At 71.3% G+C, this 20,519-nt stretch carries 20 protein-coding genes and 1 pseudogene; 11 read left to right on the forward strand and 10 right to left on the reverse strand.

The window, feature by feature from the left end; translation table 11 throughout:
- The first annotated feature begins 99 nt into the window (after positions 1–99).
- Both A8W25_RS13960 and A8W25_RS13965 read left to right on the forward strand, forming a co-directional pair.
- Entirely contained in the window at positions 100–594 is a 495-nt protein-coding gene (locus A8W25_RS13960; RefSeq protein WP_067160543.1) for an inorganic diphosphatase, read from the forward strand.
- Positions 595–664: 70 nt separating this feature from the next.
- A complete protein-coding gene (locus tag A8W25_RS13965) occupies positions 665–2,365 on the forward strand; it encodes a threonine/serine ThrE exporter family protein (RefSeq protein ID WP_067161229.1) in 1,701 nt (566 codons plus the stop codon).
- A gap of 206 nt (positions 2,366–2,571) precedes the next feature.
- Here the strand turns inward: A8W25_RS13965 and A8W25_RS13970 are convergent, their stop codons facing one another.
- Positions 2,572–3,273, reverse strand: coding sequence for a DedA family protein (locus A8W25_RS13970; RefSeq protein WP_067160546.1), 702 nt, complete (start codon positions 3,271–3,273; stop codon positions 2,572–2,574).
- Between the two features lie 172 nt (positions 3,274–3,445).
- On the opposite strand from A8W25_RS13970, the gene A8W25_RS13975 reads away from it, so the two are divergent.
- On the forward strand, positions 3,446–3,811 hold the full coding sequence (locus tag A8W25_RS13975) for a YbjQ family protein (RefSeq protein WP_067160549.1): 366 nt from the start codon (positions 3,446–3,448) through the stop codon (positions 3,809–3,811).
- Positions 3,812–3,829: 18 nt separating this feature from the next.
- A complete protein-coding gene (locus A8W25_RS13980) occupies positions 3,830–5,260 on the forward strand; it encodes a glutamate decarboxylase (protein WP_067160552.1) in 1,431 nt (476 codons plus the stop codon).
- Positions 5,261–5,371: 111 nt separating this feature from the next.
- Here A8W25_RS13980 and A8W25_RS13985 read toward each other — a convergent pair whose 3' ends face one another.
- The 3 genes from A8W25_RS13985 to A8W25_RS13995 all read right to left on the reverse strand — a co-directional run bounded on the left by A8W25_RS13985 (position 5,372) and on the right by A8W25_RS13995 (position 8,468).
- Positions 5,372–5,974: a PadR family transcriptional regulator gene (locus tag A8W25_RS13985; RefSeq protein ID WP_067160555.1), complete on the reverse strand. Its 603-nt coding sequence runs from the start codon at positions 5,972–5,974 to the stop codon at positions 5,372–5,374.
- 50 nt (positions 5,975–6,024) lie between these two features.
- A complete protein-coding gene (locus A8W25_RS13990) occupies positions 6,025–7,482 on the reverse strand; it encodes an aldehyde dehydrogenase family protein (protein WP_067160558.1) in 1,458 nt (485 codons plus the stop codon).
- A 122-nt stretch (positions 7,483–7,604) separates the two neighbouring features.
- The gene (locus A8W25_RS13995) at positions 7,605–8,468 is read right to left on the reverse strand and encodes a helix-turn-helix domain-containing protein (protein ID WP_067161232.1); all 864 of its coding nucleotides are present in this window, start codon (positions 8,466–8,468) and stop codon (positions 7,605–7,607) included.
- Positions 8,469–8,779: 311 nt separating this feature from the next.
- Here A8W25_RS13995 and A8W25_RS14000 point away from each other — a divergent pair, with 311 nt between their 5' ends.
- Positions 8,780–9,283, forward strand: a complete 504-nt coding sequence (locus A8W25_RS14000; protein ID WP_079126007.1) for an ATP-binding protein — start codon at positions 8,780–8,782, stop codon at positions 9,281–9,283.
- Positions 9,284–9,388: 105 nt separating this feature from the next.
- Here the strand turns inward: A8W25_RS14000 and A8W25_RS14005 are convergent, their stop codons facing one another.
- Positions 9,389–9,628 (reverse strand): DUF397 domain-containing protein, encoded by a 240-nt coding sequence (locus tag A8W25_RS14005; protein ID WP_199831734.1) that lies wholly within the window; start codon positions 9,626–9,628, stop codon positions 9,389–9,391.
- 240 nt (positions 9,629–9,868) lie between these two features.
- Between A8W25_RS14005 and A8W25_RS14010 the strand changes: the two genes are divergently transcribed.
- Both A8W25_RS14010 and A8W25_RS14015 read left to right on the forward strand, forming a co-directional pair.
- On the forward strand, positions 9,869–10,366 hold the full coding sequence (locus A8W25_RS14010; RefSeq protein WP_067160564.1) for a hypothetical protein: 498 nt from the start codon (positions 9,869–9,871) through the stop codon (positions 10,364–10,366).
- A gap of 223 nt (positions 10,367–10,589) precedes the next feature.
- Positions 10,590–10,913, forward strand: a pseudogene (locus A8W25_RS14015) (DNA polymerase); the annotation flags it as partial.
- 104 nt (positions 10,914–11,017) lie between these two features.
- Here A8W25_RS14015 and A8W25_RS14020 read toward each other — a convergent pair.
- The 3 genes from A8W25_RS14020 to A8W25_RS14030 all read right to left on the reverse strand — a co-directional run bounded on the left by A8W25_RS14020 (position 11,018) and on the right by A8W25_RS14030 (position 13,747).
- Positions 11,018–12,259, reverse strand: a complete 1,242-nt coding sequence (locus tag A8W25_RS14020) for a hypothetical protein (protein ID WP_067160571.1) — start codon at positions 12,257–12,259, stop codon at positions 11,018–11,020.
- Between the two features lie 132 nt (positions 12,260–12,391).
- Positions 12,392–12,940, reverse strand: a complete 549-nt coding sequence (locus A8W25_RS14025; RefSeq protein ID WP_067160574.1) for a SigE family RNA polymerase sigma factor — start codon at positions 12,938–12,940, stop codon at positions 12,392–12,394.
- Between the two features lie 63 nt (positions 12,941–13,003).
- Positions 13,004–13,747 carry a tetratricopeptide repeat protein gene (locus A8W25_RS14030; protein WP_158942506.1) on the reverse strand — a complete coding sequence of 248 codons (744 nt, stop codon included), beginning with the start codon at positions 13,745–13,747 and terminating at the stop codon, positions 13,004–13,006.
- A 123-nt stretch (positions 13,748–13,870) separates the two neighbouring features.
- On the opposite strand from A8W25_RS14030, the gene A8W25_RS14035 reads away from it, so the two are divergent.
- A complete protein-coding gene (locus tag A8W25_RS14035) occupies positions 13,871–14,794 on the forward strand; it encodes an NADP-dependent oxidoreductase (protein ID WP_067160578.1) in 924 nt (307 codons plus the stop codon).
- A 30-nt stretch (positions 14,795–14,824) separates the two neighbouring features.
- Positions 14,825–15,763, forward strand: a complete 939-nt coding sequence (locus A8W25_RS14040) for an AraC family transcriptional regulator (protein ID WP_067160580.1) — start codon at positions 14,825–14,827, stop codon at positions 15,761–15,763.
- A 29-nt stretch (positions 15,764–15,792) separates the two neighbouring features.
- Here the strand turns inward: A8W25_RS14040 and A8W25_RS14045 are convergent, their stop codons facing one another.
- Entirely contained in the window at positions 15,793–16,749 is a 957-nt protein-coding gene (locus A8W25_RS14045; protein WP_067160582.1) for an oxidoreductase, read from the reverse strand.
- 80 nt (positions 16,750–16,829) lie between these two features.
- Here A8W25_RS14045 and A8W25_RS14050 point away from each other — a divergent pair, with 80 nt between their 5' ends.
- Together A8W25_RS14050 and A8W25_RS14055 are read left to right on the forward strand one after the other, a co-directional pair.
- Positions 16,830–17,444, forward strand: coding sequence for a TetR family transcriptional regulator (locus A8W25_RS14050; protein ID WP_067160590.1), 615 nt, complete (start codon positions 16,830–16,832; stop codon positions 17,442–17,444).
- 152 nt (positions 17,445–17,596) lie between these two features.
- Positions 17,597–18,259, forward strand: coding sequence for a peptidylprolyl isomerase (locus A8W25_RS14055; RefSeq protein ID WP_067161242.1), 663 nt, complete (start codon positions 17,597–17,599; stop codon positions 18,257–18,259).
- Between the two features lie 93 nt (positions 18,260–18,352).
- Here A8W25_RS14055 and fusA read toward each other — a convergent pair whose 3' ends face one another.
- On the reverse strand, positions 18,353–20,452 hold the full coding sequence (gene fusA / locus A8W25_RS14060) for an elongation factor G (RefSeq protein ID WP_067160593.1): 2,100 nt from the start codon (positions 20,450–20,452) through the stop codon (positions 18,353–18,355).
- Positions 20,453–20,519: the final 67 nt, after the last annotated feature.

Consider the following 20,519-nt stretch of genomic DNA (forward strand, 5'->3'; position numbering starts at 1 on the left):
GGTCAGCACCGGCGGCCCATCCGGCTGAGTGTCCCGGGCCCGACCCGGGGGACGCGGGAACCGTCAAATGCATGTGCTGATCATGGAGGAGAGCCACCCGTGGAGTTCGACGTCACCATCGAGATCCCGAAGGGTTCGCGGAACAAGTACGAGGTGGACCACGAGACCGGCCGGATCCGCCTGGACCGTCGACTCTTCACCTCGACCAGCTACCCGGCGGACTACGGCTTCGTCGAGAACACCCTCGGCGAGGACGGCGACCCGCTGGACGCGCTCGTCATCCTGGACGAGCCCACGTTCCCGGGCTGCCTGATCCGCTGCCGCGCCATCGGCATGTTCCGTATGACCGACGAGGCGGGCGGCGACGACAAGCTGCTCTGCGTGCCGGCGTCCGACCCGCGTGTCGAGCACCTGCGCGACATCCACCACGTGTCGGAGTTCGACCGCCTGGAGATCCAGCACTTCTTCGAGGTCTACAAGGACCTGGAGCCCGGCAAGTCCGTCGAGGGCGCCGACTGGGTCGGCCGCGCCGAGGCCGAGGAAGAGATCAAGGCCTCCTACAAGCGCCTTGAGGCGCAGGGCGGCGCGCACTGACGCGCCTCTGATCCGTACGACGACGGGCGGTGCACCTTCCGGGGTGCGCCGCCCGTTGTCGTACGACTTGATGATCGCCCACATACTGGGCACACGCATACGTACTGAAGGGGCCGTAGGGAGGCAAGGGGTGGCTGAGCAGCAGGGGCCGGAGGAGCGCAAGCCGCTCTCGGACGAGGCGCGCAGCGCCTTCGCGGCTCCCGACGGGGTGGACCACCCCGGGCCCCCCGAGGAGGACTCGCCGACCTCCGAGTTCGCGCTGCCGGCCGGGGTGCCGGAGCCCGAGCCGGTCGTGGAGCAGCCCGCCTCCGCCTTCGCGCCGCCCAGCACCTACTCGGCCCGCGAGGCCCCGTCCGCGACGATCACCACCGCCGGGCTGCCGCTGGTGCGGCTCTCCAAGGACGCGCCCTGGCAGGACCGGATGCGCACCATGCTGCGGATGCCGGTGGGCGAGCGGCCGGTGCCGGAGACGGCCCTGAAGTCCGACGAGTCGGGGCCCGCCGTGCCGCGCGTGCTCGACCTGACGCTGCGTATCGGCGAGCTGCTGCTCGCGGGCGGCGAGGGTGCGGAGGACGTCGAGGCGGCGATGTTCGCGATCTGCCGCTCGTACGGCCTGGACCGCTGCGAGCCGACGGTGACCTTCACCCTGCTGTCCATCACCCACCAGCCGTCCCTGGTGGACGACCCGGTCACGGCGAACCGGACGGTGCGCCGCCGGGGCACCGACTACACGCGCCTCGCGGCCGTGCACCGGCTCGTCACGGATATGACCAGCCCCGAGCACGACGTCACGCTCGAAGAGGCCTACCGCCGGCTCGCCGAGATCCGCCGCAACCGGCACCCGTACCCCGGCTGGCTCCTCACCCTCGCCGCGGGCGGCCTCGCGGGGGCGGCGTCGGTGCTGGTCGGCGGCGGTGTGACGGTGTTCCTGGTGGCCGCGGCCGGCGCGATCCTCGGCGACCGGCTGGCCTGGCTCTGCGCGGCGCGCGGGCTGCCCGAGTTCTACCAGTTCGTGGTGGCGGCGATGCCGCCCGCGGCGATGGGTGTGGCGCTCAGCCTGCTCGGCTGGGACCTGCGGCCCTCGGCGGTGATCACCGGTGGGCTGTTCGCCCTGATCCCCGGGCGGGCGCTGGTGGCCGCCGTACAGGACGGCCTGACCGGCTTCTACATCACCGCCTCGGCCCGCCTCCTGGAGGTCACGTACTTCTTCGTGGCGATCGTGATCGGCGTGCTCACCGTGCTGTACGGGGGGCTCCAGGTCGACGCCAAGCTGAACCCCGAGGCGGCGCTGAGCCCCATCGAGCGGCCCGTCGTGCAGACGCTGGCGTCGATGGTGCTCTGTCTGACCTTCGCCGTCCTGCTCCAGCAGGAACGTTCCACCGTGTGGATCGCGACGGTGAACGGCGGGATCGCCTGGGTGATCTACGCGTCGATCGCGGTCACCGCGAAGGGGTCACCGATCATGGCGACGGCGGTGGCGGCCGGTCTGGTCGGCCTGTTCGGGCAGCTGCTCGCGCGCTACCGCAACACGTCCGCGCTGCCGTACGTGACGGCGGCGATCGGGCCGCTGCTGCCGGGCAGCGCCACGTACTTCGGGGTGCTGGCGATCGCCCAGAACCACCGGGACCAGGGGCTCGCCAACATCGCCAAGGCGGCGGCGCTGGCGATGGCGATCGCCATCGGGGTGAACCTGGGGAGCGAGATGTCCCGGATGTTCCTGAAGGCGCCGGGAGCGGGGCGCAAGGCGGCGAAGCGTACGCGGGGGTTCTGAGAGCCTGTCTTTCGACCCCCGCCTGCCCCGACGCCCGGCACGCGCGCTTCGGCCGCCGGCCGGTGGGGGCCGGCAGCGCCCACGCGGCGGAGCCGCGCATGTCGCGGCCCCGCGCCCCTCGGGGGCCCGCTCAGCGCTTCGCGTGGCGCCTGCGCTGGGGCGGCGGAGCCGCGCATGTCGCGGCCCCGCGCCCCTCGGGGGCCCGCTCAGCGCTTCGCGTGGCGCCTGCGCTGGGGCGGGCGGGGCTGGGACAGGTCCGACGGGCCCTGGGCCCCCGGACCCGCCTTCTTCGCCTTGGAGCGGGCCCTCAGGAACTCGATCGCGATCGGGACCACCGAGATCAGCACGATCGCGACCAGCATCAGCTCGATGTGCTTGTGCACGAACTCGACGTTGCCCAGGGAGGCGCCGAGCAGCGTCACACCCGCGCCCCACAGCGTGCCGCCGATCACGTTGTACGTGATGAACGAGCGGTAGTTCATCCGGCTCACGCCCGCGATGATCGGCGTGAACGTCCGCACGATCGGCACGAACCGGGCCAGCACCAGCGACTTCGGACCGTACTTCTCGAAGAACTCGTGCGCCTTCTCCACGTTCTCCTGCTTGAAGAGCTTGGAGTCCGGCCGGTTGAAGAGCGAAGGGCCGACCTTGCGGCCGAAGAGGTAGCCCACCTGGTCGCCCACGACGGCGGCGGCCACGACCAGCACGCAGACCAGCCACAGCGGGGTGTCGATCTTGCCGCTGGTGACCAGCAGGCCGGTGGTGAACAGGAGCGAGTCGCCCGGCAGGAAGAAGCCGATGAGCAGGCCGGACTCGGCGAAGACGATCACCAGCAGACCGGCCAGGCCGAAGGACGACAGCAGCTGGTCGGGGTCCAGCCAGCTCGGACCGAGTGCGAGGTTGGTCACGGGTTCCGGCGCTCCTGGGTCAGGGGTCGGGGCGGGGGCGCGTAAGCGCGCGTTGACGGGGCCAAAACTATCAACGCCTGCGGCGCACTCCAGGTTCCACCGGGTTCCTGGGGATGCGCTGTGCCCGGGCGGGTACGAAGCTGGGTCCCAGGATCTCCAGGAGGTAGGCGCGATGGGCATCGAGGAATTCGGCGGCGGGCAGGGCGAGCACTCCGACGTACTGGTCGTGACGACGAACGACGTACCCGGATATCAGGTCCAGCACGTCATCGGAGAGGTCTTCGGTCTGACCGTGCGCTCGCGGCACCTCGGCAGCCAGATCGGCGCCGGACTGAAGTCCATGATCGGCGGCGAGCTGAAGGGGCTGACCAAGACCCTCGTGCAGACCCGCAACCAGGCGATGGAGCGGCTCGTCGAGCAGGCACGCGCGCGTGGGGCGAACGCCGTCCTCATGATGCGCTTCGACGTCACCGAGGCGGCCGACGTCGGGACGGAGGTCTGCGCGTACGGAACGGCCGTCGTGATCGCGAAGCTCTGAGACGGGGGGGGACCGGCCATGGCACTGCACCCGGGCGCCGACAAGAAGGCGCAGGAGCACGAGAAGCAGTACGGGCGCCTCGCCCTCAACCCGTTCTACGGGGAGGCCGACCCGGTCGGCTCGATGACCTCGGCGCCGCCCCGGCACCGGCTGCCGGACCGGCCGCTGGCCCCCTCAACGGCGTACCAGCTCGTCCACGACGAGCTGATGCTGGACGGCAACTCCCGGCTCAACCTCGCCACCTTCGTCACCACCTGGATGGAGCCCCAGGCGGCGGTGCTGATGGCGGAGTGCCGGGACAAGAACATGATCGACAAGGACGAGTACCCGCGCACCGCCGAGCTGGAGCGGCGCTGTGTGGCGATGCTCGCGGACCTCTGGCACGCGCCCGACCCGGCCGGGGCGGTGGGCTGCTCGACGACGGGGTCGAGCGAGGCCTGCATGCTCGCCGGGATGGCCCTCAAGCGGCGCTGGGCGAAGCGGAACGCCGACCGCTATCCGGGGCGGGACGCGGTGCCGAACCTGGTGATGGGCGTGAACGTCCAGGTCTGCTGGGAGAAGTTCTGCACCTTCTGGGAGGTCGAGGCGCGCCAGGTCCCGATGGAAGGCGACCGCTTCCACCTCGACCCGCAGGCGGCGGCCGAGCTGTGCGACGAGAACACGATCGGCGTGGTGGGGGTCCTCGGCTCGACCTTCGACGGATCGTACGAGCCGATCGCGGAACTCTGCGCGGCGCTCGACGCGTTGCAGGAGCGTACGGGTCTTGACGTGCCGGTCCATGTGGACGGCGCCTCGGGGGCGATGGTGGCGCCCTTCCTGGACGAGGACCTGGTGTGGGACTTCCGGCTGCCCAGGGTCGCGTCGATCAACACCTCCGGGCACAAGTACGGCCTGGTGTACCCGGGCGTGGGGTGGGCGCTGTGGCGCTCGGCGCAGGAGCTCCCGGAGGAGCTGGTCTTCCGGGTGAACTACCTGGGTGGCGACATGCCCACCTTCGCGCTGAACTTCTCCCGGCCGGGGGCGCAGGTGGTGGCGCAGTACTACACGTTCCTGCGGCTGGGGCGGGAGGGCTTCCGCGCGGTGCAGCAGACCACCCGGGACGTGGCGCGGGCGCTCGCCGAGCACATCGAGGCGCTCGGCGACTTCCGGCTGCTCACGCGCGGGAACGAGCTGCCGGTGTTCGCGTTCACGACCGCGCCGGAGGTGGAGCGCTTCGACGTGTTCGACGTGTCGCGGCGGCTGCGGGAGCGGGGCTGGCTGGTCCCGGCGTACACGTTCCCGCCGCGGCGCGAGGACCTGTCCGTGCTGCGGGTGGTGTGCCGCAACGGGTTCTCCTCGGATCTGGCGGCGATGCTGGTGGAGGACCTGGGACGGCTCCTGCCGGAGCTGCGGCGTCAGCCGGGCCCGCTGGGGCGGGACGAGTCGGAGGCCACGGCCTTCCACCACTAGGGGACTGCGTGGGGCGCCAGGGGGCTCCGTGGGATGACGTGTTCGACTGCGGATCGTGCGTGGTTGCCCGCGCCCACGCGGCGGAGCCGCACCTGGCACCGCCCCGCGCCCCTATGGGGCGCTCTCGTCCGCCAGTACCCCCACGAACGGCTCCCCCTCGCCCCTGAACGTGTACGCGCCGGACTCGATCCTGGTGATCAGGCCGCCCGTCCACGCCGCCTCCGCGTCCGCCGAGTGGACCCACATGTTCATGATCTCGCCGATGTGGCCGAGCGACTCGGGGCCCTCCTCGGGGGTGTAGTACTCCGTCACCCGGGTCCGCCAGCCCGCCAGCCGCTCCAGGCGGTCGCGCAGCAGCGCCACCACCTCCGTGCGCGGCAGGTCGACCATGAAGCCGATCGCCGCCGAGAGCATGTCCATCTTCTGGTCGTACGAGGTCAGCGCCGCGCGCAGCAGCTTCAGATACTCCTCGCGGCCCGCGTCCGTCAGCTCGTACTCGGTGCGCGGCGGGCCGCCCGCCGTACTCGGCGCGATCTCGTGGGCGTGCAGCACGCCCTCCTTCGCCATCTGTTTGAGGGCGTGGTAGATCGAGCCGGGCTTGGCGTTGGACCACTCGTGGGCGCCCCAGTACTCCAGGTCGTTGCGGACCTGGTAGCCGTGCGCCCGGCCGTGCTGGCGGATCGCGCCGAGGACGAGGAGTCGGATCGCTGACATGCGCGTCAGCCTATGACCTCGACCGTTCGCGAGAGCAACCAGCTGGTCGCTCAGAACGGGAACAGGCTCCTCCCGTGCTGCACGGAGATCCACTTCTGGGTGGTGAACGCCTCGATCGTCGAGTCGCCGTTCAGCCGCCCGAGCCCGGAGTACTTCTCGCCGCCGAACGAGACCAGCGGCTCGTCCTGGATGGTCGAGTCGTTGACGTGGATCATCCCGGTGACGATCCGCTTGGCGAACCGCACACCCCGCTCCACGTTGGCGGTGTGGACGGCGCCGCTCAGTCCGTAGGGGCTGTCGTTGGCCATCCGTACCGCCTCCTCCTCACCGTCGAAGGAGAGCAGCAGCACCACCGGGCCGAAGATCTCCTGCCGCAGCAGCGGGGAGTCCTCCGGCAGCCCGGTCAGGACGGTCGGCTCGACCAGGCTGCCGCGCGTACGGCCCCGTACCAGCGCGGTGGCGCCCTCGGCGAGGGCCTGGTCGACCAGCGAAGTGAGCGCGTCCGCCTGGAAGTTGTTGATGACCGGGCCGATGTCGGTGGCCGGGTCGGCCGGATCGCCGGTCTTGAGGGCGGCTACGCGCGCGCAGAACTTCTCGGTGAACTTCTGCTCGATACTCCGGTCCACCAGGACCCGGTTGGCGGCCATACAGACCTGGCCCTGGTACACGAAGCGGCTGAAGACCGCCGCCTCGACCGCGTAGTCGATGTCCGCGTCGTCCAGGACGACCAGCGCGCTGTTGCCGCTCAGCTCCAGGATGGCCCGCTTGAAGTGGCTGCCCGCGACAGCGGCCACATGGCGGCCGGTGCGGTCGGAGCCCGCGAACGAGATCACCTTGGGCACCGGGTGCTCTATCAGCGCGTCGCCTATCTCGGCGATATCGGTGACCAGCACGTTCAGCAGCCCGGCCGGCAGGCCCGCGTCCTCGAAGATCTTGGCGATCAGGCCGCCGCCGACCACCGGCGCGTTCTGGTTCGGCTTGATGACGACGGCGTTGCCGAGCGCGAGGGCCGGCGCGACCGACTTCAGGGTCACCAGGAAGGGGAAGTTGAAGGGGCTGATCACCCCGACCACGCCGACCGGCAGCCGGTAGACGCGGTTCTCCTTGCCGTCGACGGGCGAGGGCAGGATCCGGCCCTCCGGCCGCACTGCCAGCTGTATCGCCTCGCGCAGGAACTCCTTGGCGAGGTGCACCTCGTACCCGGCCTTGAGGCGGGTGCCGCCCAGCTCGGTGACGATCGCCTCGATGATCTCCGGTTCGCGCTCCTCGGTGATCCGCAGCGCGCGCTCGAAGACCAGTCTTCGGCTGTACGGGTTGGTCTCACCCCAGCCGATCTGGGCGCGCTCGGCCGCGCGATAGGCCTCGTCGACCTCGTCCACCGTGGCGACCGTGATGGCGGCGAGCTTCTCCCCGTTGTACGGATCGAAGTCGATGATGTCCCACGACCCGCTGCCGGTGCGCCACTCGCCGTCGATGTACTGGTGGGCCAGGTCGGTGAAGAAGGACATGCCATCCCTTACTGCTGCCACTGCGCCGCCACCGTGTCCGTCGCGAACGTGTTCGTCGTCGCGTCCACTGTGTCCCCCGCTTCTGGTACACAACCCTGATGTGACGTCATCGTACTGACGTATCAGATGAGTTGGAGTAGTCCACGGAGAAGATCGCGGCTCTCCTCCGGTCCCGGACTGTCCTTCTGGAGCCGCTCCATCGCCCGGTCGTACTGGGCGACCTCCTCCGGCTTGTCCAGATAGAGGGAGCTGGTGAGCTGTTCCAGATACACGATGTCGGAGAGGTCGGACTCCGGGAAGCGCAGCAAGGTGAACGCCCCGCTCTCGCCCGCATGCCCGCCGAAGCTGAACGGCATCACCTGGAGGGTCACGTTCGGCTGCTCGGACACCTCGATGAGGTGCTTCAACTGGCCGCGCATCACATCCCGTTCGCCGTACGGGCGGCGCAGTGCCGCCTCGTCCAGGACGGCGTGGAACCTCGGGGCGCGCTCGGAGACGAGGGCCTTCTGGCGCTCCAGGCGCAGCGCCACCCGGCGGTCGACCTCCGCGTTCGACCCGTTGGGCATACCGCGCCGGACGACCGCGTGGGCGTACGCCTCGGTCTGCAACAGGCCGTGGACGAACTGCACTTCGTAGATCCGGATGAGCGAGGCCGCGCCCTCCAGACCGATGTACGTCTGGAACCAGCCGGGCAGCACATCGCCGTAACTGTGCCACCAGCCCGCGATGTTGGCCTCTTTCGCGAGCCCCAGGAGCGACGCGCGCTCGGCGTCGTCGGTGACCCCGTAGAGCGTCAGCAGGTCTTCGACATCCCTTGCCTTGAAGCTCACCCGCCCCAACTCCATACGACTGATCTTCGACTCCGACGCCCTGATCGAATACCCGGCGGCCTCACGGGTAATGCCCCGGGACTCGCGCAGGCGCCTGAGCTGTGAGCCCAGCAGAATGCGCCGGACCACCGACCCGCTCGACTCTCCTGCGGTCACTTCGCTGTCCCTCCCCAACCGACGGTGCACGGCAGTCTGCCACCAAAACGCTTCACCCCGTACTCAATCGATTACGGAAATGGTCAAGCTCCGAAATCGGCCTCGGGAAGAAATGAGCAACAATCACCACGGGGTTGGACAGGTCTGGCACGTGCACGTGCATCTGCCCTTGCATCAGGAGCGGGCATTCGGAACCATGGTCCCCGCGCACCTGCGTGCTCGTCTTGTGTCCTGCTGTGCCTAGCGTGATGTTCTGCTGTACGCCACGTTCGCCTGTACCGCCACGGCCGCGAATCCCGGGAGTGCCTCGCATGGGGACGAATGGATCGACCATGCTGGAGCCGTTGGAGCCTTTAAGGCAGGCCCTCCCGCCCATCGACCCGTCCGCCGTGGCCAGTTCCGCTTCGTGCGCGCTGCCCGCCCGCTATGAAGCCGTGCGCGGGGCCAGACAGTTCACCAAGAAGACCCTCGGCCAGTGGGACCTCTCGGAGCGCTTCGACGAAGTGGCCCTGGTCGTCTCGGAGCTCGTCACCAACGCCCTGCGCCACGCGCTGCCCGCCGACACCGCCCGCGAGTCCGACGCGCCGCCCGTGCGGCTGCATCTGATGCGCTGGACCAGCCGGCTGGTGTGCGCGGTGCGCGACCCCAGCGTGGACAGCCCGTCCTCGCCCGGCTCCGACGACTGCGACGCCGAGTCGGGGCGCGGCCTGTTCCTGGTGGACTCGTTCAGCGACTCCTGGGGCTGGCACCCGCTCACCGGCACGCTGAGCGGCAAAGTGGTCTGGGCCTTGTTCCGCCTCCAGCCGGCCGACTGAGACCGGCGCTTCCCCCCCCGTACGGCATGAGGGCCCCCATGTGGGGGCCCGTTCGCATGTCGGGGCCCGATCGGGCGGCGGGCGTCGGCGCGATACGGAGCCTGATCAGTCGGTGATCAGGTGGTCGAACTCGCCGTCCTTGATGCCGAGGAGCATCGCCTCGATCTCCGCGCGCGTGTAGACCAGCGCGGGTCCGTCGGGAAACGTCGAGTTGCGGACGGCAACCCTTCCACCCGGCAGTCTGGCGAACTCCACACAGGTTCCCTGGGAGTTGCTGTGCCGGCTCTTCTGCCAGACGACACCCTGAAGCTCTGTTGCCGCCATGCCGTTGTACGCGTGGTGCAAGGTCGCTCCCGGGGGATGTGCAGGCGTGCATCTGTGAAAGGTCAACTGCCCCGGATCATAGCCGTGTTCATGTGCGCCTGCATGAGCATATGCACGTGCACGCGCGGTACTCGGGCCGTTACAGGCATTCCACCGGGTTGGACTACTCGTCCACTGGGTATAGACGCGTCCCGCGCCCCCCTGGTTCACGCGCTGGTAGCTTGACGCGTCCGGAAACCGTCGACGCAAGGGGAATGCGCAGTGCGCAGGCATGTACGTACCGGGGCGGGCGCCGTGGCCCTCGCCTGTCTCGCCCTGGCCGGGTGCTCCAGCTCGGACGGCGGCGACAAGCCCAAGGACAAGAGCACCGGCGGCACCGGGCAGAGCGCGAGCCCCGGCGCGAGCGGCGGCTCCGGCAACGGGAGCAGCGGCGGCACGGTGGCCGCCAAGGACATCGCCGGAGCGTGGGCGGCCGTCCTGAAGGGCAGGCCCACCGCCCTGGTGATCAGCGGTACGACGGTCGCGCTCGGCGGCGAACACACGTGCAGCGGCACGGTCAGCGACAACGGCATGGCGATGATCGAGCTGAAGTGCGCCGACGGCAACACCGACCGCGCGGCGGGCATGCCGTCGCTGAGTGCGGACCGCAAGAGCCTCACGGTGAAGTGGGAGGGCGGCACGACCGACACCTTCACCAAGTCGGAGCTGGACGGAAAGCTGCCGACGGGCGTCCCGACGGCGGGACTGCCCACTCCCTGACCCGTGACCCGCCCCCAGAAGTGACTTCCCGTCAGGGACTTCCCTGGCGGGACGGCGCCCCGCCGTCCTTCACGGCCATCGGCGGGGCGGGCGAGGCGAGCGCCTCCGAGAGCTCCTCCAGGGTGTGGAGCAGCAGCCCCGCGCCTTTGCGTACGACCCGGTCGGAACGGTCGGGCGCCACCTCGCCGTCCCACGCGGCCAGCGCCTCCTCCACCTCGCCCCGTTCACCCCCGGATACGCGTCCACCAACGCCCGCGCCCGGGGCCGCTTCACCCGCAACTTCGTCGTCCAGGGCAGCGCCGCCGACTGGGCCCTGCTGCTGCTCGCCGCCCTGCGACAGGAGCTCGCCACCGCCGGTATGCGGGCCGAGCTGGTCTTCTTCCAGCACGACGAGGTCATCGTGCACTGCCCCGAGGCCGAGGCCCCCCGGGTGGTGGAGGCGATCCGTACGGCGGGCGCGCTGGCCGGCCGGATCGCCTTCGGGGAGACCCCCGTGCGGTTCCCCTTCACGACGGCGGTGGTGGAGCGCTACTCGGAGGCGAAGTGAGGCGCCGCCCGGCGAGGTGCCCGAGGTGCCCCGCCGGGCCGAGCCGCCGCGCGGCCGGCAGAGCACAGCGGTCGGCGCGGTGGCTAGCGCAGTCGGTGCGGTGGCTAGCGCAGCGTGTCCCACTTCGGGTCCAGGGCTATCGCCTTCAGCTGGGACATCGTCAGTGCGGGAGTGGCGCGGGTCGCCGGGGAGTTCTGGTTGCCCGTGTTGAACGCGCTGATGACCACGCGGAGGTCGTTCTTGCGGATCGTGTCCACCGTCCACCACACCACGCCCGCGCCGCCCTTCTCGCCCGGGCGCTGCTCCTCCCCGACCCGGGTGCCGTCGGGGAGCGTCGACACCGTGCCCTGCAGGGGCACGTCTCCCATGCCGGGCTGGACGTTCATGCCGACCAGGCTCCTGCCCTTGCCGTCGTCCACGACCACGAACGCATAGCCGCCCTGGTTTCCCTGGTCGACGACCTTGAGCCCCTTCGGGAGCGAGGCGACCAGCGCGTGCTGCATCGAGCCCCCGCTCGGCTCGCCGGGCGGCACCGGCTCCCGGCGCGGCACCTTCGCACCCGCCATGGTCGTCTTCCACACCTCGGCCGTGACCAGCGTCTTCATCTGCGAACCGGTCAGCGGCGGATCGACGCGCGTTATCTCCGCGCCCTTCTCGGCCGGCGCGTTGTGCTCGCTCGCATCGACCAGCACGCCCTTCGGGGTGATCAGCGTGGCCCGCCAGTTCTTCGTCTCCTCGCGGCGGTCCGGGTACTCGTACCCCTGGAAGAGCATGAACCGCGAGCCGTCGGGCAGCACTTCGGCCGCGCAGTGGTCGTAGTCCGTGATCGCCTTCGACGGGCAGGTCACATACTGGGCGGCGCTCTGGCCCGCCGGGTCGATCGTGCTCAGCGAGATCCCGATCGCCCCCTTGCCCCTGCCGTCGTCGAAGACGACCGACGCGGTCGGCGTCGTGGACTTGCCGCCCGGGCCACCCGCGCCCCCGCCCTGCTTCTGGCTGGTCTTCCCCTGCGGGAGGAGCGAGATCAGATTCTTGATCATCTGCTCGGCACTGACCGACACGCCGTCCGGGAGCGTCGACTTGGGCGGCGGCGCCACCGACGCGGCCGCGCCGCCGGAGCCCCCGGAGCCGCCGGAGGAGCCACCGACAAGCCCGCCCGCCCAGGCTCCGCCGAGGCCGACCACGGCCAGCGCCACCACACTGCCGGTCACCGTGGCGGCCCGGCGCCGGGCCACCCGGCGGCGGCCGCTGGTCAGGGCGCCGTCGAGCAGCGCGCGGCTGTCCTGCGGAACGAAGCCGTCGCCGGTGCTGCGCATCGCGTCACCGAGCTGGTCTTCAAAAGGCATGGTGGAACCCCACTCCTCGCTTCGTGGTCAGTGGTTGGTGGCTCTTGGGTCGTGGTGCTCGGTCAGTGGTGCCCGGTCGGTGGTGCCCGGTCGGTGGTGCCCAGTCAGTGGTGCCCGGTTCGCGGTTCGCGGTCAGAGCGCGGCGAGTTCCGCCAGGCTGCCGCCCAGCTGTTCGCGCAGCTTCGCCAGCGCGCGCACCGAGCGGGTGCGGACCGCGGCCGAGCTGACCCGCATCGCCTCCGCCGTCTCCTCCACGCTGCGGTCCTCCCAGTACCGCAGGACCACGACCGCGCGGTCCTTGGGTGGGAGCCGCGCGAGCGCGGCGAGCAGGGCGAGCCGCAGCGCCGGGTCCCCGTCCGTGGTGACGGGCCGGTCCGGCAGCTCCCCGAGGGGCCGTTCGTCGGCCGAGCGCCTTCGCCGGTGGGTGAGGAATGTGCGCACGAGGATCGTCTGCGCGTATCCCGCGGGATTGTCGATCCGGGACATCCGGCCCCACACCGCGAACAGCCGCCCCAGCGTCTCCTGCACGAGGTCCTCGGCGAGATGAGTGTCTCCGCTGGTCAGCAGGCACGCTGCACGGAACAGATGGTTCGTGCGCCCGGACGCGAACTCAAGGAACTCATCCGTGCGTGCTTGACGTGCTTGTTGTCTCGGCTGCCTCTGCTGCCCCGGCCTTCTCATGCTCTCCCCCGACCCCTTGACCTCCCCTACACCTCATTGACGCGCTGGGGGTCCGGGAATGTTTCACCCGGCTTCCGCGCCGGCCCGCCCCGCCTCCGCAAGCCGTCCAGCACCCGACGCCGACCCCGGACCGGCCTCCGCCTCCGCCTCCGCGTCCAGGCCCGACAGCAGCTCCGCCACCTCCGCGTACGCCTTGGGATCCCCGCCCTCCAGGGCCGTCAGCGCCAGCTCCCACTGGACCCGCGCCTCGGCGACACGGCCGCGCGCCCGTTCCAGACGGCCGTATTCACGCCTGCCGAGGCCCTCGGTGTACGCGTCGCACCGCTCGACGGCCTGGTCGAGGAGGTCCGCGCAGGCGGCGAACGCCTCCTCGGCACGGCCCAGTTCACCCAGCACCCGGACCAGGCCGACCCAGGACTGCGAGCGCCCGTGCCAGTCGCCCTGCTCGCCGAGGATCCGCAGCGCCCGCTCGAAGTGGCCGACGGCGGCGGCCCATTCGCCCAGGGTGAGGCGCGCGTAGCCGATGTTGCAGTGCGCGGTGTGCGCCAGGAGCTCACTGCCGATGCGGCAGCCGGTCTCAAGGCTGCGCTCGTGGTAGTCGATGGCCACCCGTGCGTCGGTGTGCTCGTACAGGTTGCCGAGGTGGCTGAGGATGATCGCCTCGCCGTAGGCGTCGTCGAGTTCGCGGGTCAGGCCTCCCCCGCGTCCTCGGCCGCCTTCACCGCGGGCGCCTCGGCGAGCCGGTACCAGCAGCGGTGGCAGCCGACCGCGTCGCCACGGCTCCGGTGACCGACGGCCAGGCAACACCAGAAGCACCAGACAGCGAGACGCTGGGACATGTGAGCGAGACGGAAGGCTATTCTGCGGCTCATTCGATCTCCATAGAGTTGAGGACATCAAGCAAGAGAACGCGACTCAGGGAGAGTTACCGTGCGCGCAGTCATCCAGAAGTCCGTCGGCGGCCCCGAGGTCCTTGAGGTCGTCGAGACCGAGCGGCCCCGGCCCGAGGCCGGCGAGATCCTCGTCAAGGTCCACGCCAGCGCGATCAACCCGGTGGACGTGGCCGTGCGGGCCGGCGCCTTCCCGCTGCTCGGCGAGCCGCCGTTCGGGGTGGGCTGGGACGTCTCCGGTGTGGTCGAGGAGGTCGGCCCCGGCGCCCGGTTCGCGGTGGGCGACGAGGTGTACGGGATGCCGCTCTTCCCCCGCACCGCGGGCGGATACGCCGAGTACGTCGCCGTGCCCGCCGAGCACATGGCGCTCAAGCCCGCCTCGCTCGACCACGTGCACGCCGCCGCCGTCCCGCTCGCGGCCCTCACCGCCTGGCAGGGTCTGGTGCGGGAGGCGGACGTCAAGCCCGGCGACCGGGTGCTGATCCAGCGCGCGGCCGGTGGCGTCGGGCACTTCGCGGTGCAGATCGCCAAGGCGCGCGGCGCCCATGTGATCGCCCTGGCGAGCGCGGCCCGCCACGACTTCGTCCGCGCCCTCGGCGCCGACGAGGTCATCGACTACCGCACCACCGACTACACGGAGGCCGTCAAGGACGTCGACGTACTCCTCGACTCCACCGCCCAGTCCGACCTCTCTGCCGGTGTGGTGCGCCCCGGCGGTGTGCTGATCAGCATCCTGGAGCACCACGACCCGGAGGTGGCCGCACGGGTCGAGGCGGCCGGGCGGCGCTTCGCGGGCGTCTCGGTCGAGCCGGACCGGGCGGCGCTGGAGGCGATCGCCGAGCTGGTCGACGCGGGCCTGATCCGGCCGTACGTGGAGGAGACGTTCCCGCTGGAGGAGGTCGCCAAGGCGCACGAGCTGGTCGGCTCGGGACACGTCCAGGGCAAGATTGTCCTGACGGTCTGACCGGCGGACCACCAGGGAGGGCGAGGCCGTATGGACATCCTCACCGAGGCGCTCGCCTCGATGCGCACGGGACACCCCACGTCCGTACGGACCAACGGCCACGCCCCCTGGGGCCTGCGGCTGCCGCCGGTCGCGGGGGCCGGGTTCCATGTGGTGCTGTACGGGACGTGCTGGCTGGTCCCGCTGGAGGACGCGCCACCGCACCTCAAGCCGATCCCGCTGAACCCCGGCGACGTGGTCTTCCTGCGCGACGGGCGGGGCCACATCCTCGCCGACCACCCCTCCACCGTGGCGGAGGAGGCCAAGGCCGAGCCGTGCGGCGGGAGTTCGCCGATCGGATCGGTCACGGTCGGCGGCGACGGACCCGAGACGAGCCTGCTCTGCGGCAACTACCACCTCGACCAGGGCCGCGCGCACCCCCTGGTGCACCAGCTGCCCGAGGTCGTCCACCTGCAGACGCGGCACGGCCGCCACCCCGAACTGAGCGCCGCCGTCCAGCTCCTCGGCTCCGAGCTGGAGAACCCGCGCATCGGCTCGGACGGCATCGTGCCCACGCTGATCGACTCGCTGCTGCTCTACATCCTGCGGGCCTGGCTGGAGGAGCAGCCGCCGGCCGCGGCCCGGGGCTGGGCGGCGGCCCTGGGCGACTCGGCGGTGGCGCCCGCGCTGGCGGCCATCCACGCGGACCCGTCGGCCCCGTGGACGGTCGAGTCGCTGGCGGAGCGGGCCGGTCTTTCCCGGGCCGCGTTCGCCCGGCGCTTCGCCGCGCTGGTGGGCGAGCCGCCGATGGCGTATCTGACGCGCTGGCGGATGACGACGGCCGCGCGGCTGCTGCGCGAGACGGACGCCCCGCTGACGGCGGTCGCGGCGCGCACCGGCTACGGCTCGGAGTTCGCCTTCGCCAAGGCCTTCAAACGCGAGTACGGTCTGGCCCCCGGCGGCTACCGCCGCCAGACCCGGGCGGCCTGACCCGGAGGCGTACACCCACGCAGAACCACTCAGTCGTGACGAGCAGTCGGGGCATCGGCCCGCTCGAACACGTACCGGACGTCGGTCAGTCGCTCCGACACCTCCCACAGCCGGCGCCCGGTCTCGGCCGAGGCCGCGTCGGCGGACAGCTCCACCCGGGTGGGTCCGCCGCGCAGTTCGGCCATGCCGTCGGGCCCGATGAAGTCGCCGCCCCGCGCCTCGGGCGCGGTCGCCGCGTACAGCTGCGGCAGCGCACCCCGGGCCGGGCGCTGGGCGAGCGGCGTGAGAATGCGCCCGAACAGCAGCTTCACCATGCCGACGGGCGCGCTCGTCTGCAGGTTGGTGGCTGTGTACCCCGGGTGGGCGAGCACACTGCGCACCCGACTGCCGGACTCGGAAAGACGCCGGTGGAGTTCGCGCCCGAAGACGGCGTTGGCGAGCTTGGACTGGTCGTAGAACGCCATGGGTGAGTAGCCGCGCTCCCCGGCGAGGTCGTCGAACCGCAGACGGCCCTTGCGGTGGTTGACCGAACTCACCGTCACCACACGGGGATCGTGCCCGGCGGCCAGCAGGTCGAGCAGCAGCCCGGTGAGGGCGAAGTGGCCGAGGTGGTTGGCGGCGAACTGCAGCTCGTGGCCCTGGGCGCTGAGCGTGCGGGGCGGCGCCATCACCCCGGCGTTGTTGACGAGCACGTCCACGCGCGGGTGGCCGGCTCGTATCCCCCGCGCGAAGGCCCGGACCGAGTCGAGGTCGGCGAGGTCGAGCCGGCGCACCTCGCAGTGCGCGCCCGGCTGTTGGGCGATGATCCCGGCGGCCGCCCGACGCCCCTTCTCCTCGTCGCGTACGGCCAGGACGACGTGCCCGCCCCGGCGGGCCAGCGCCCGGGTGGTCGCGAGGCCGAGGCCGCTGTTGGCTCCGGTGACGACGAACACCCGGTCGGTCAGGTCGGGGATCTGCTCGGTGGTCCAGTGCTGCTTCTGCGTCATATGACATACGCTGCCGTTCATGGCACTTGGTGTCAAGACGCTACTGAGTGCCATGCGAGGCAGGGGGTTACCATGGCCGGGTGAGCTCCCGCCCCGAAGTCAGCCTGGCCCAGCGCAAACGTCAGCTCGTCTCGAACGAACTGACCGAAGCGGCGCTCCAACTGCTGGCGTCGAAGGGGTTCGAGGCGGTCACCATCGACGAGATCGCCACGGCGGCGGGCGTCTCCAAGCGCACGTTCTTCCGGTACTTCGCGTCCAAGGAGGACGTGGTGGTCCAGTTCCTGGCCGACCTGGGCACCGGGATCCGCGCCGGACTCGCGGCCCGCGCCGCCGGGGAACTCCCCTCCGTGGCCCTGAGGCACGCCGTCTCCGTACCGCTGGCCGAGTGCGCCGGCCACGCCGACCGGGCCCTGCGGGTGGTCCAGCTGATCCTCGGCACCCCGGCCCTCAACGCACGCTTCCTGGAGCACCAGGCCCAGTGGCGCGACGAACTGACGGCGGAGGTGGCACACCGTCTCGGGCTCGACCCCGACACCGATCTGTATCCGTCGCTGGCTGCCGGGATGACGCTGACCGCCTTCGACTCGGTGCTGCGGCGGTGGAGCGGCAGCGACGGCGGCGAGGACCCGGCCGAACTGATCCAGCGCGCCTTCGTCGTGATCGCCCCGGCGCTGGACACCGCCGTACGGAAGTAACGCCCCCGGAGGGGGCGGCTCCCGGCCACTCGTCGGGGCGATCCCCTCCCACCCCTCGCATGCCACCCGCCCCAGGGGGCAGGATGAGGCGGCCATGACACATCCGGGCCATGGCGCACCCGTCCGGTGTCGATCCGAAAGGGACCCCTCTCGTGCTCCGTAAGCCGTACGCCCTGCTCGCCGCTGCCGCCCTGTTACCCCTCGGCGCCGCGACCCAGGCCGCAGCCGCCGCCCCGGCCACCGCCGGGCCCGCGACCGCCTGCACCTACACGCCCGCCGTGCCCGCGGACAACTTCAAGGGGATACCGGTCTTCGACCCGGTGAAGGCCGCCAAGCCCTACAGCGCCACCCTGCGCACCGGCCAGGGCGCCATCACCTTCCGGGCGCTGACGGACAAGGCCCCGTGCACCACGTACTCCTTCAAGTTCCTCGCCCAGCGCGACTACTTCGACCGCTCGCACTGCCACCGGCTCACCACGGCCCGGATCTATGTGCTCCAGTGCGGCGACCCGACCGGCACCGGGAGCGGCGGCCCCGGCTACTCCTTCCCGGACGAGAACCTCACCGGCGCCACCTATCCGGCCGGTACGGTCGCGATGGCCAACGCCGGGCCGAACACCAACGGCAGCCAGTTCTTCTTCGTCTGGAAGGACACCAAACTCTCCCCGGCCTACACACCGTTCGGAAAGGTCACCGCCGGTCTCGACGTGCTGCAGAAGATCGCCGCGGGCGGCGAGGACGACCAGAACGGACCCGGTGACGGGTTCCCGACGCTGCCGGTGAACATCAAGCGCGTACAGATCAAGAACAAGTAGTCGGAGCCGACAACAGGCAGTCCCCCGTCGGGGCAGTCGGCCCCGGTCTTCAGGGATGGCCCCGCCCTGTGCGGGCGGGGCCATCGTCGGGCGCTAGCGGGTCGGCAGGGTGTCCGCCACCCCGGCCGGGACCGGGGCGTAGCCCGTGGGCCGGGTGGTGAACGTGCCCCGGCCCTGGGTGCGGCCGCGCAGCCGGGACGCGTAGCCGAACAGCTCGGCCAGCGGCACGGTCGCGGTGACCACCGAGGTGCCCGCCCGGGCGGCCGAGCCCGAGACCCGGCCGCGCCGCGCCGCCAGATCACCGAGGACCGCGCCCACCACACTGTCCGGCACCGTGACGGTGACCTCGATGACCGGCTCCAGGAGCGCCATCGTGCTCGTACGCAGGGCCTCGCGCAGCGCGAGACGGCCCGCCGTACGGAACGCCATCTCCGAGGAGTCCTTGGAGTGGGTGGCGCCGTCGGCCAGCGTGACCCGCAGCCCGGTCACCGGGTGGCCGCCGAGGGGACCCTCGGCCAGCGCGTCCCGGCACCCGGCCTCGACCGCGCGGACGTACTCCTGCGGCACCCGCCCGCCCGTGACGGCCGAGCGGAACACGAAGCCCTCCGCACTGCCGCCGGTGGCTCCGGCGGCGGCTTCCAGCGGCTCCACATCGAGGACGACATGGGCGAACTGACCTGCTCCTCCCTCCTGTTTGACGTGGCGGTACAGCAGTCCGGACACCCCGCGGGCGACCGTCTCGCGATAGGCGACCTGCGGCCGCCCGACGTTCAGTTCGAGGGTCTGGGCGCGGCGGATCTTCTCCACCGCGACCTCCAGATGCAGCTCGCCCATCCCGGACAGCACCGTCTGCCCGGTCTCGGCGTCGGTCCGCACGGCCAACGAGGGGTCCTCCTCGACCAGTTGGGCCAGCGCCGAGGCCAGCTTGTCCGTGTCGAGGCTCCGACGGGCCTCGACCGCCACCGACACGACCGGGGCCGCGACGGACGGCGGCTCGAAGACGAGCGGTGCGTCCGGCGCGCACAGAGTGGCCCCGGCGCGGGCCGACTTGGGTCCGACCACGGCGACGATGTCCCCGGCGAGCGCCCGGTCCACCTCGGTGTTCCGGTCCGCCTGTACGCGCAGGATCCGCGCGACGCGCTCGGTGCGCCCGGCCGTGGCGTCGAGCACGGTGTCTCCCTTCTCGATGGTTCCGGCGTACACCCGCACATAGGTGAGGCGGCCCGTGGCGGTCGAGGTCACCTTGAAGACCAGTCCGGCGAACGGCGCGGCCGGGTCGGCGGCCCGCTCCCGCACCTCCCCGCCCAGGGTGCCCCGTACGGCGGGCACGTCCAGCGGGGACGGAAGGTAGGCCACCACGGCGTCGAGCAGTGGCTCGACGCCCCGGTTGCGGTACGCCGAGCCGCACAGCACCACGACGCCCTCGCCCTCACGCGTGAGGTCGCGCAGCGCCGCCGCCAGGGTGGCATCCCGCAGCGCCGCCCCGGCGCAGAACTCCTCCAGGGCGCCCGGGTGGAGCTCCGCCACGGTCTCTTCGAGCAGTCGGCGCCGCCGCCCCGCCTCCTCGCGCAGTCCTTCGGGGACCGGGCCTTCCTCGTACGCCTCACCCTCCGCGCCCCACACCAGCGCGCGCATACGCACCAGGTCCACCACGCCCGTGAAGCCGTCCTCCCGGCCGATCGGCAGCTGGACGACGAGCGGGACGGTGTGCAGCCGGTCCCGGATCGAGGCGACCGCCGTGTCCAGGTCGGCACCGGCGCGGTCCAGTTTGTTCACGAACGCGATCCGGGGCACCCGGTGCCGGTCGGCCTGCCGCCACACCGACTCGCTCTGCGGCTCGACGCCCGCGACCGCGTCGAACACGGCGATGGCACCGTCGAGCACGCGCAGCGAGCGCTCCACCTCGTCGGAGAAGTCGACGTGGCCGGGGGTGTCGATGAGGTTGATCCGGTGGCCGTCCCAGTCGCAGCTCACGGCCGCGGCGAAGATGGTGATGCCGCGCTTGCGCTCCTGCGGGTCGAAGTCGGTGACGGTCGTGCCGTCGTGGACCTCACCCCGTTTATGGGTGGCGCCCGTCGCGTAGAGGAAACGTTCGGTGACGGTGGTCTTGCCCGCGTCCACATGGGCGAGGATGCCCAGGTTGCGTACGACGGTCAGCGGACGGGTGGGGCGGGTTCGGAGGTTGGTGCGCATGGCCCGAGGCCTTTCAGGATGAAGCGGAGAGGGCGGCGCGATTCCCGGACGAGAACAGACGAGAAGA

Source organism: Streptomyces sp. ERV7 (assembly GCF_001653515.1).
In the GTDB taxonomy this organism is placed as follows: Bacteria; Actinomycetota; Actinomycetes; order Streptomycetales; family Streptomycetaceae; genus Streptomyces.

Bases quoted from the DNA above. Each gene is read 5' to 3' on its own strand.
- A8W25_RS13965 (WP_067161229.1), top strand. From the start codon at position 665: ATGATCGCCCACATACTGGGCACACGCATACGTACTGAAGGGGCCGTA.
- A8W25_RS13975 (WP_067160549.1), top strand. From the start codon at position 3,446: ATGGGCATCGAGGAATTCGGCGGCGGGCAGGGCGAGCACTCCGACGTA.
- A8W25_RS13980 (WP_067160552.1), top strand. From the start codon at position 3,830: ATGGCACTGCACCCGGGCGCCGACAAGAAGGCGCAGGAGCACGAGAAG.
- A8W25_RS13985 (WP_067160555.1), bottom strand. From the start codon at position 5,974: ATGTCAGCGATCCGACTCCTCGTCCTCGGCGCGATCCGCCAGCACGGC.
- A8W25_RS13990 (WP_067160558.1), bottom strand. From the start codon at position 7,482: ATGTCCTTCTTCACCGACCTGGCCCACCAGTACATCGACGGCGAGTGG.
- A8W25_RS14000 (WP_079126007.1), top strand. From the start codon at position 8,780: ATGGGGACGAATGGATCGACCATGCTGGAGCCGTTGGAGCCTTTAAGG.
- A8W25_RS14020 (WP_067160571.1), bottom strand. From the start codon at position 12,259: ATGCCTTTTGAAGACCAGCTCGGTGACGCGATGCGCAGCACCGGCGAC.
- A8W25_RS14025 (WP_067160574.1), bottom strand. From the start codon at position 12,940: ATGAGAAGGCCGGGGCAGCAGAGGCAGCCGAGACAACAAGCACGTCAA.
- A8W25_RS14040 (WP_067160580.1), top strand. From the start codon at position 14,825: ATGGACATCCTCACCGAGGCGCTCGCCTCGATGCGCACGGGACACCCC.
- A8W25_RS14045 (WP_067160582.1), bottom strand. From the start codon at position 16,749: ATGACGCAGAAGCAGCACTGGACCACCGAGCAGATCCCCGACCTGACC.
- fusA (WP_067160593.1), bottom strand. From the start codon at position 20,452: ATGCGCACCAACCTCCGAACCCGCCCCACCCGTCCGCTGACCGTCGTA.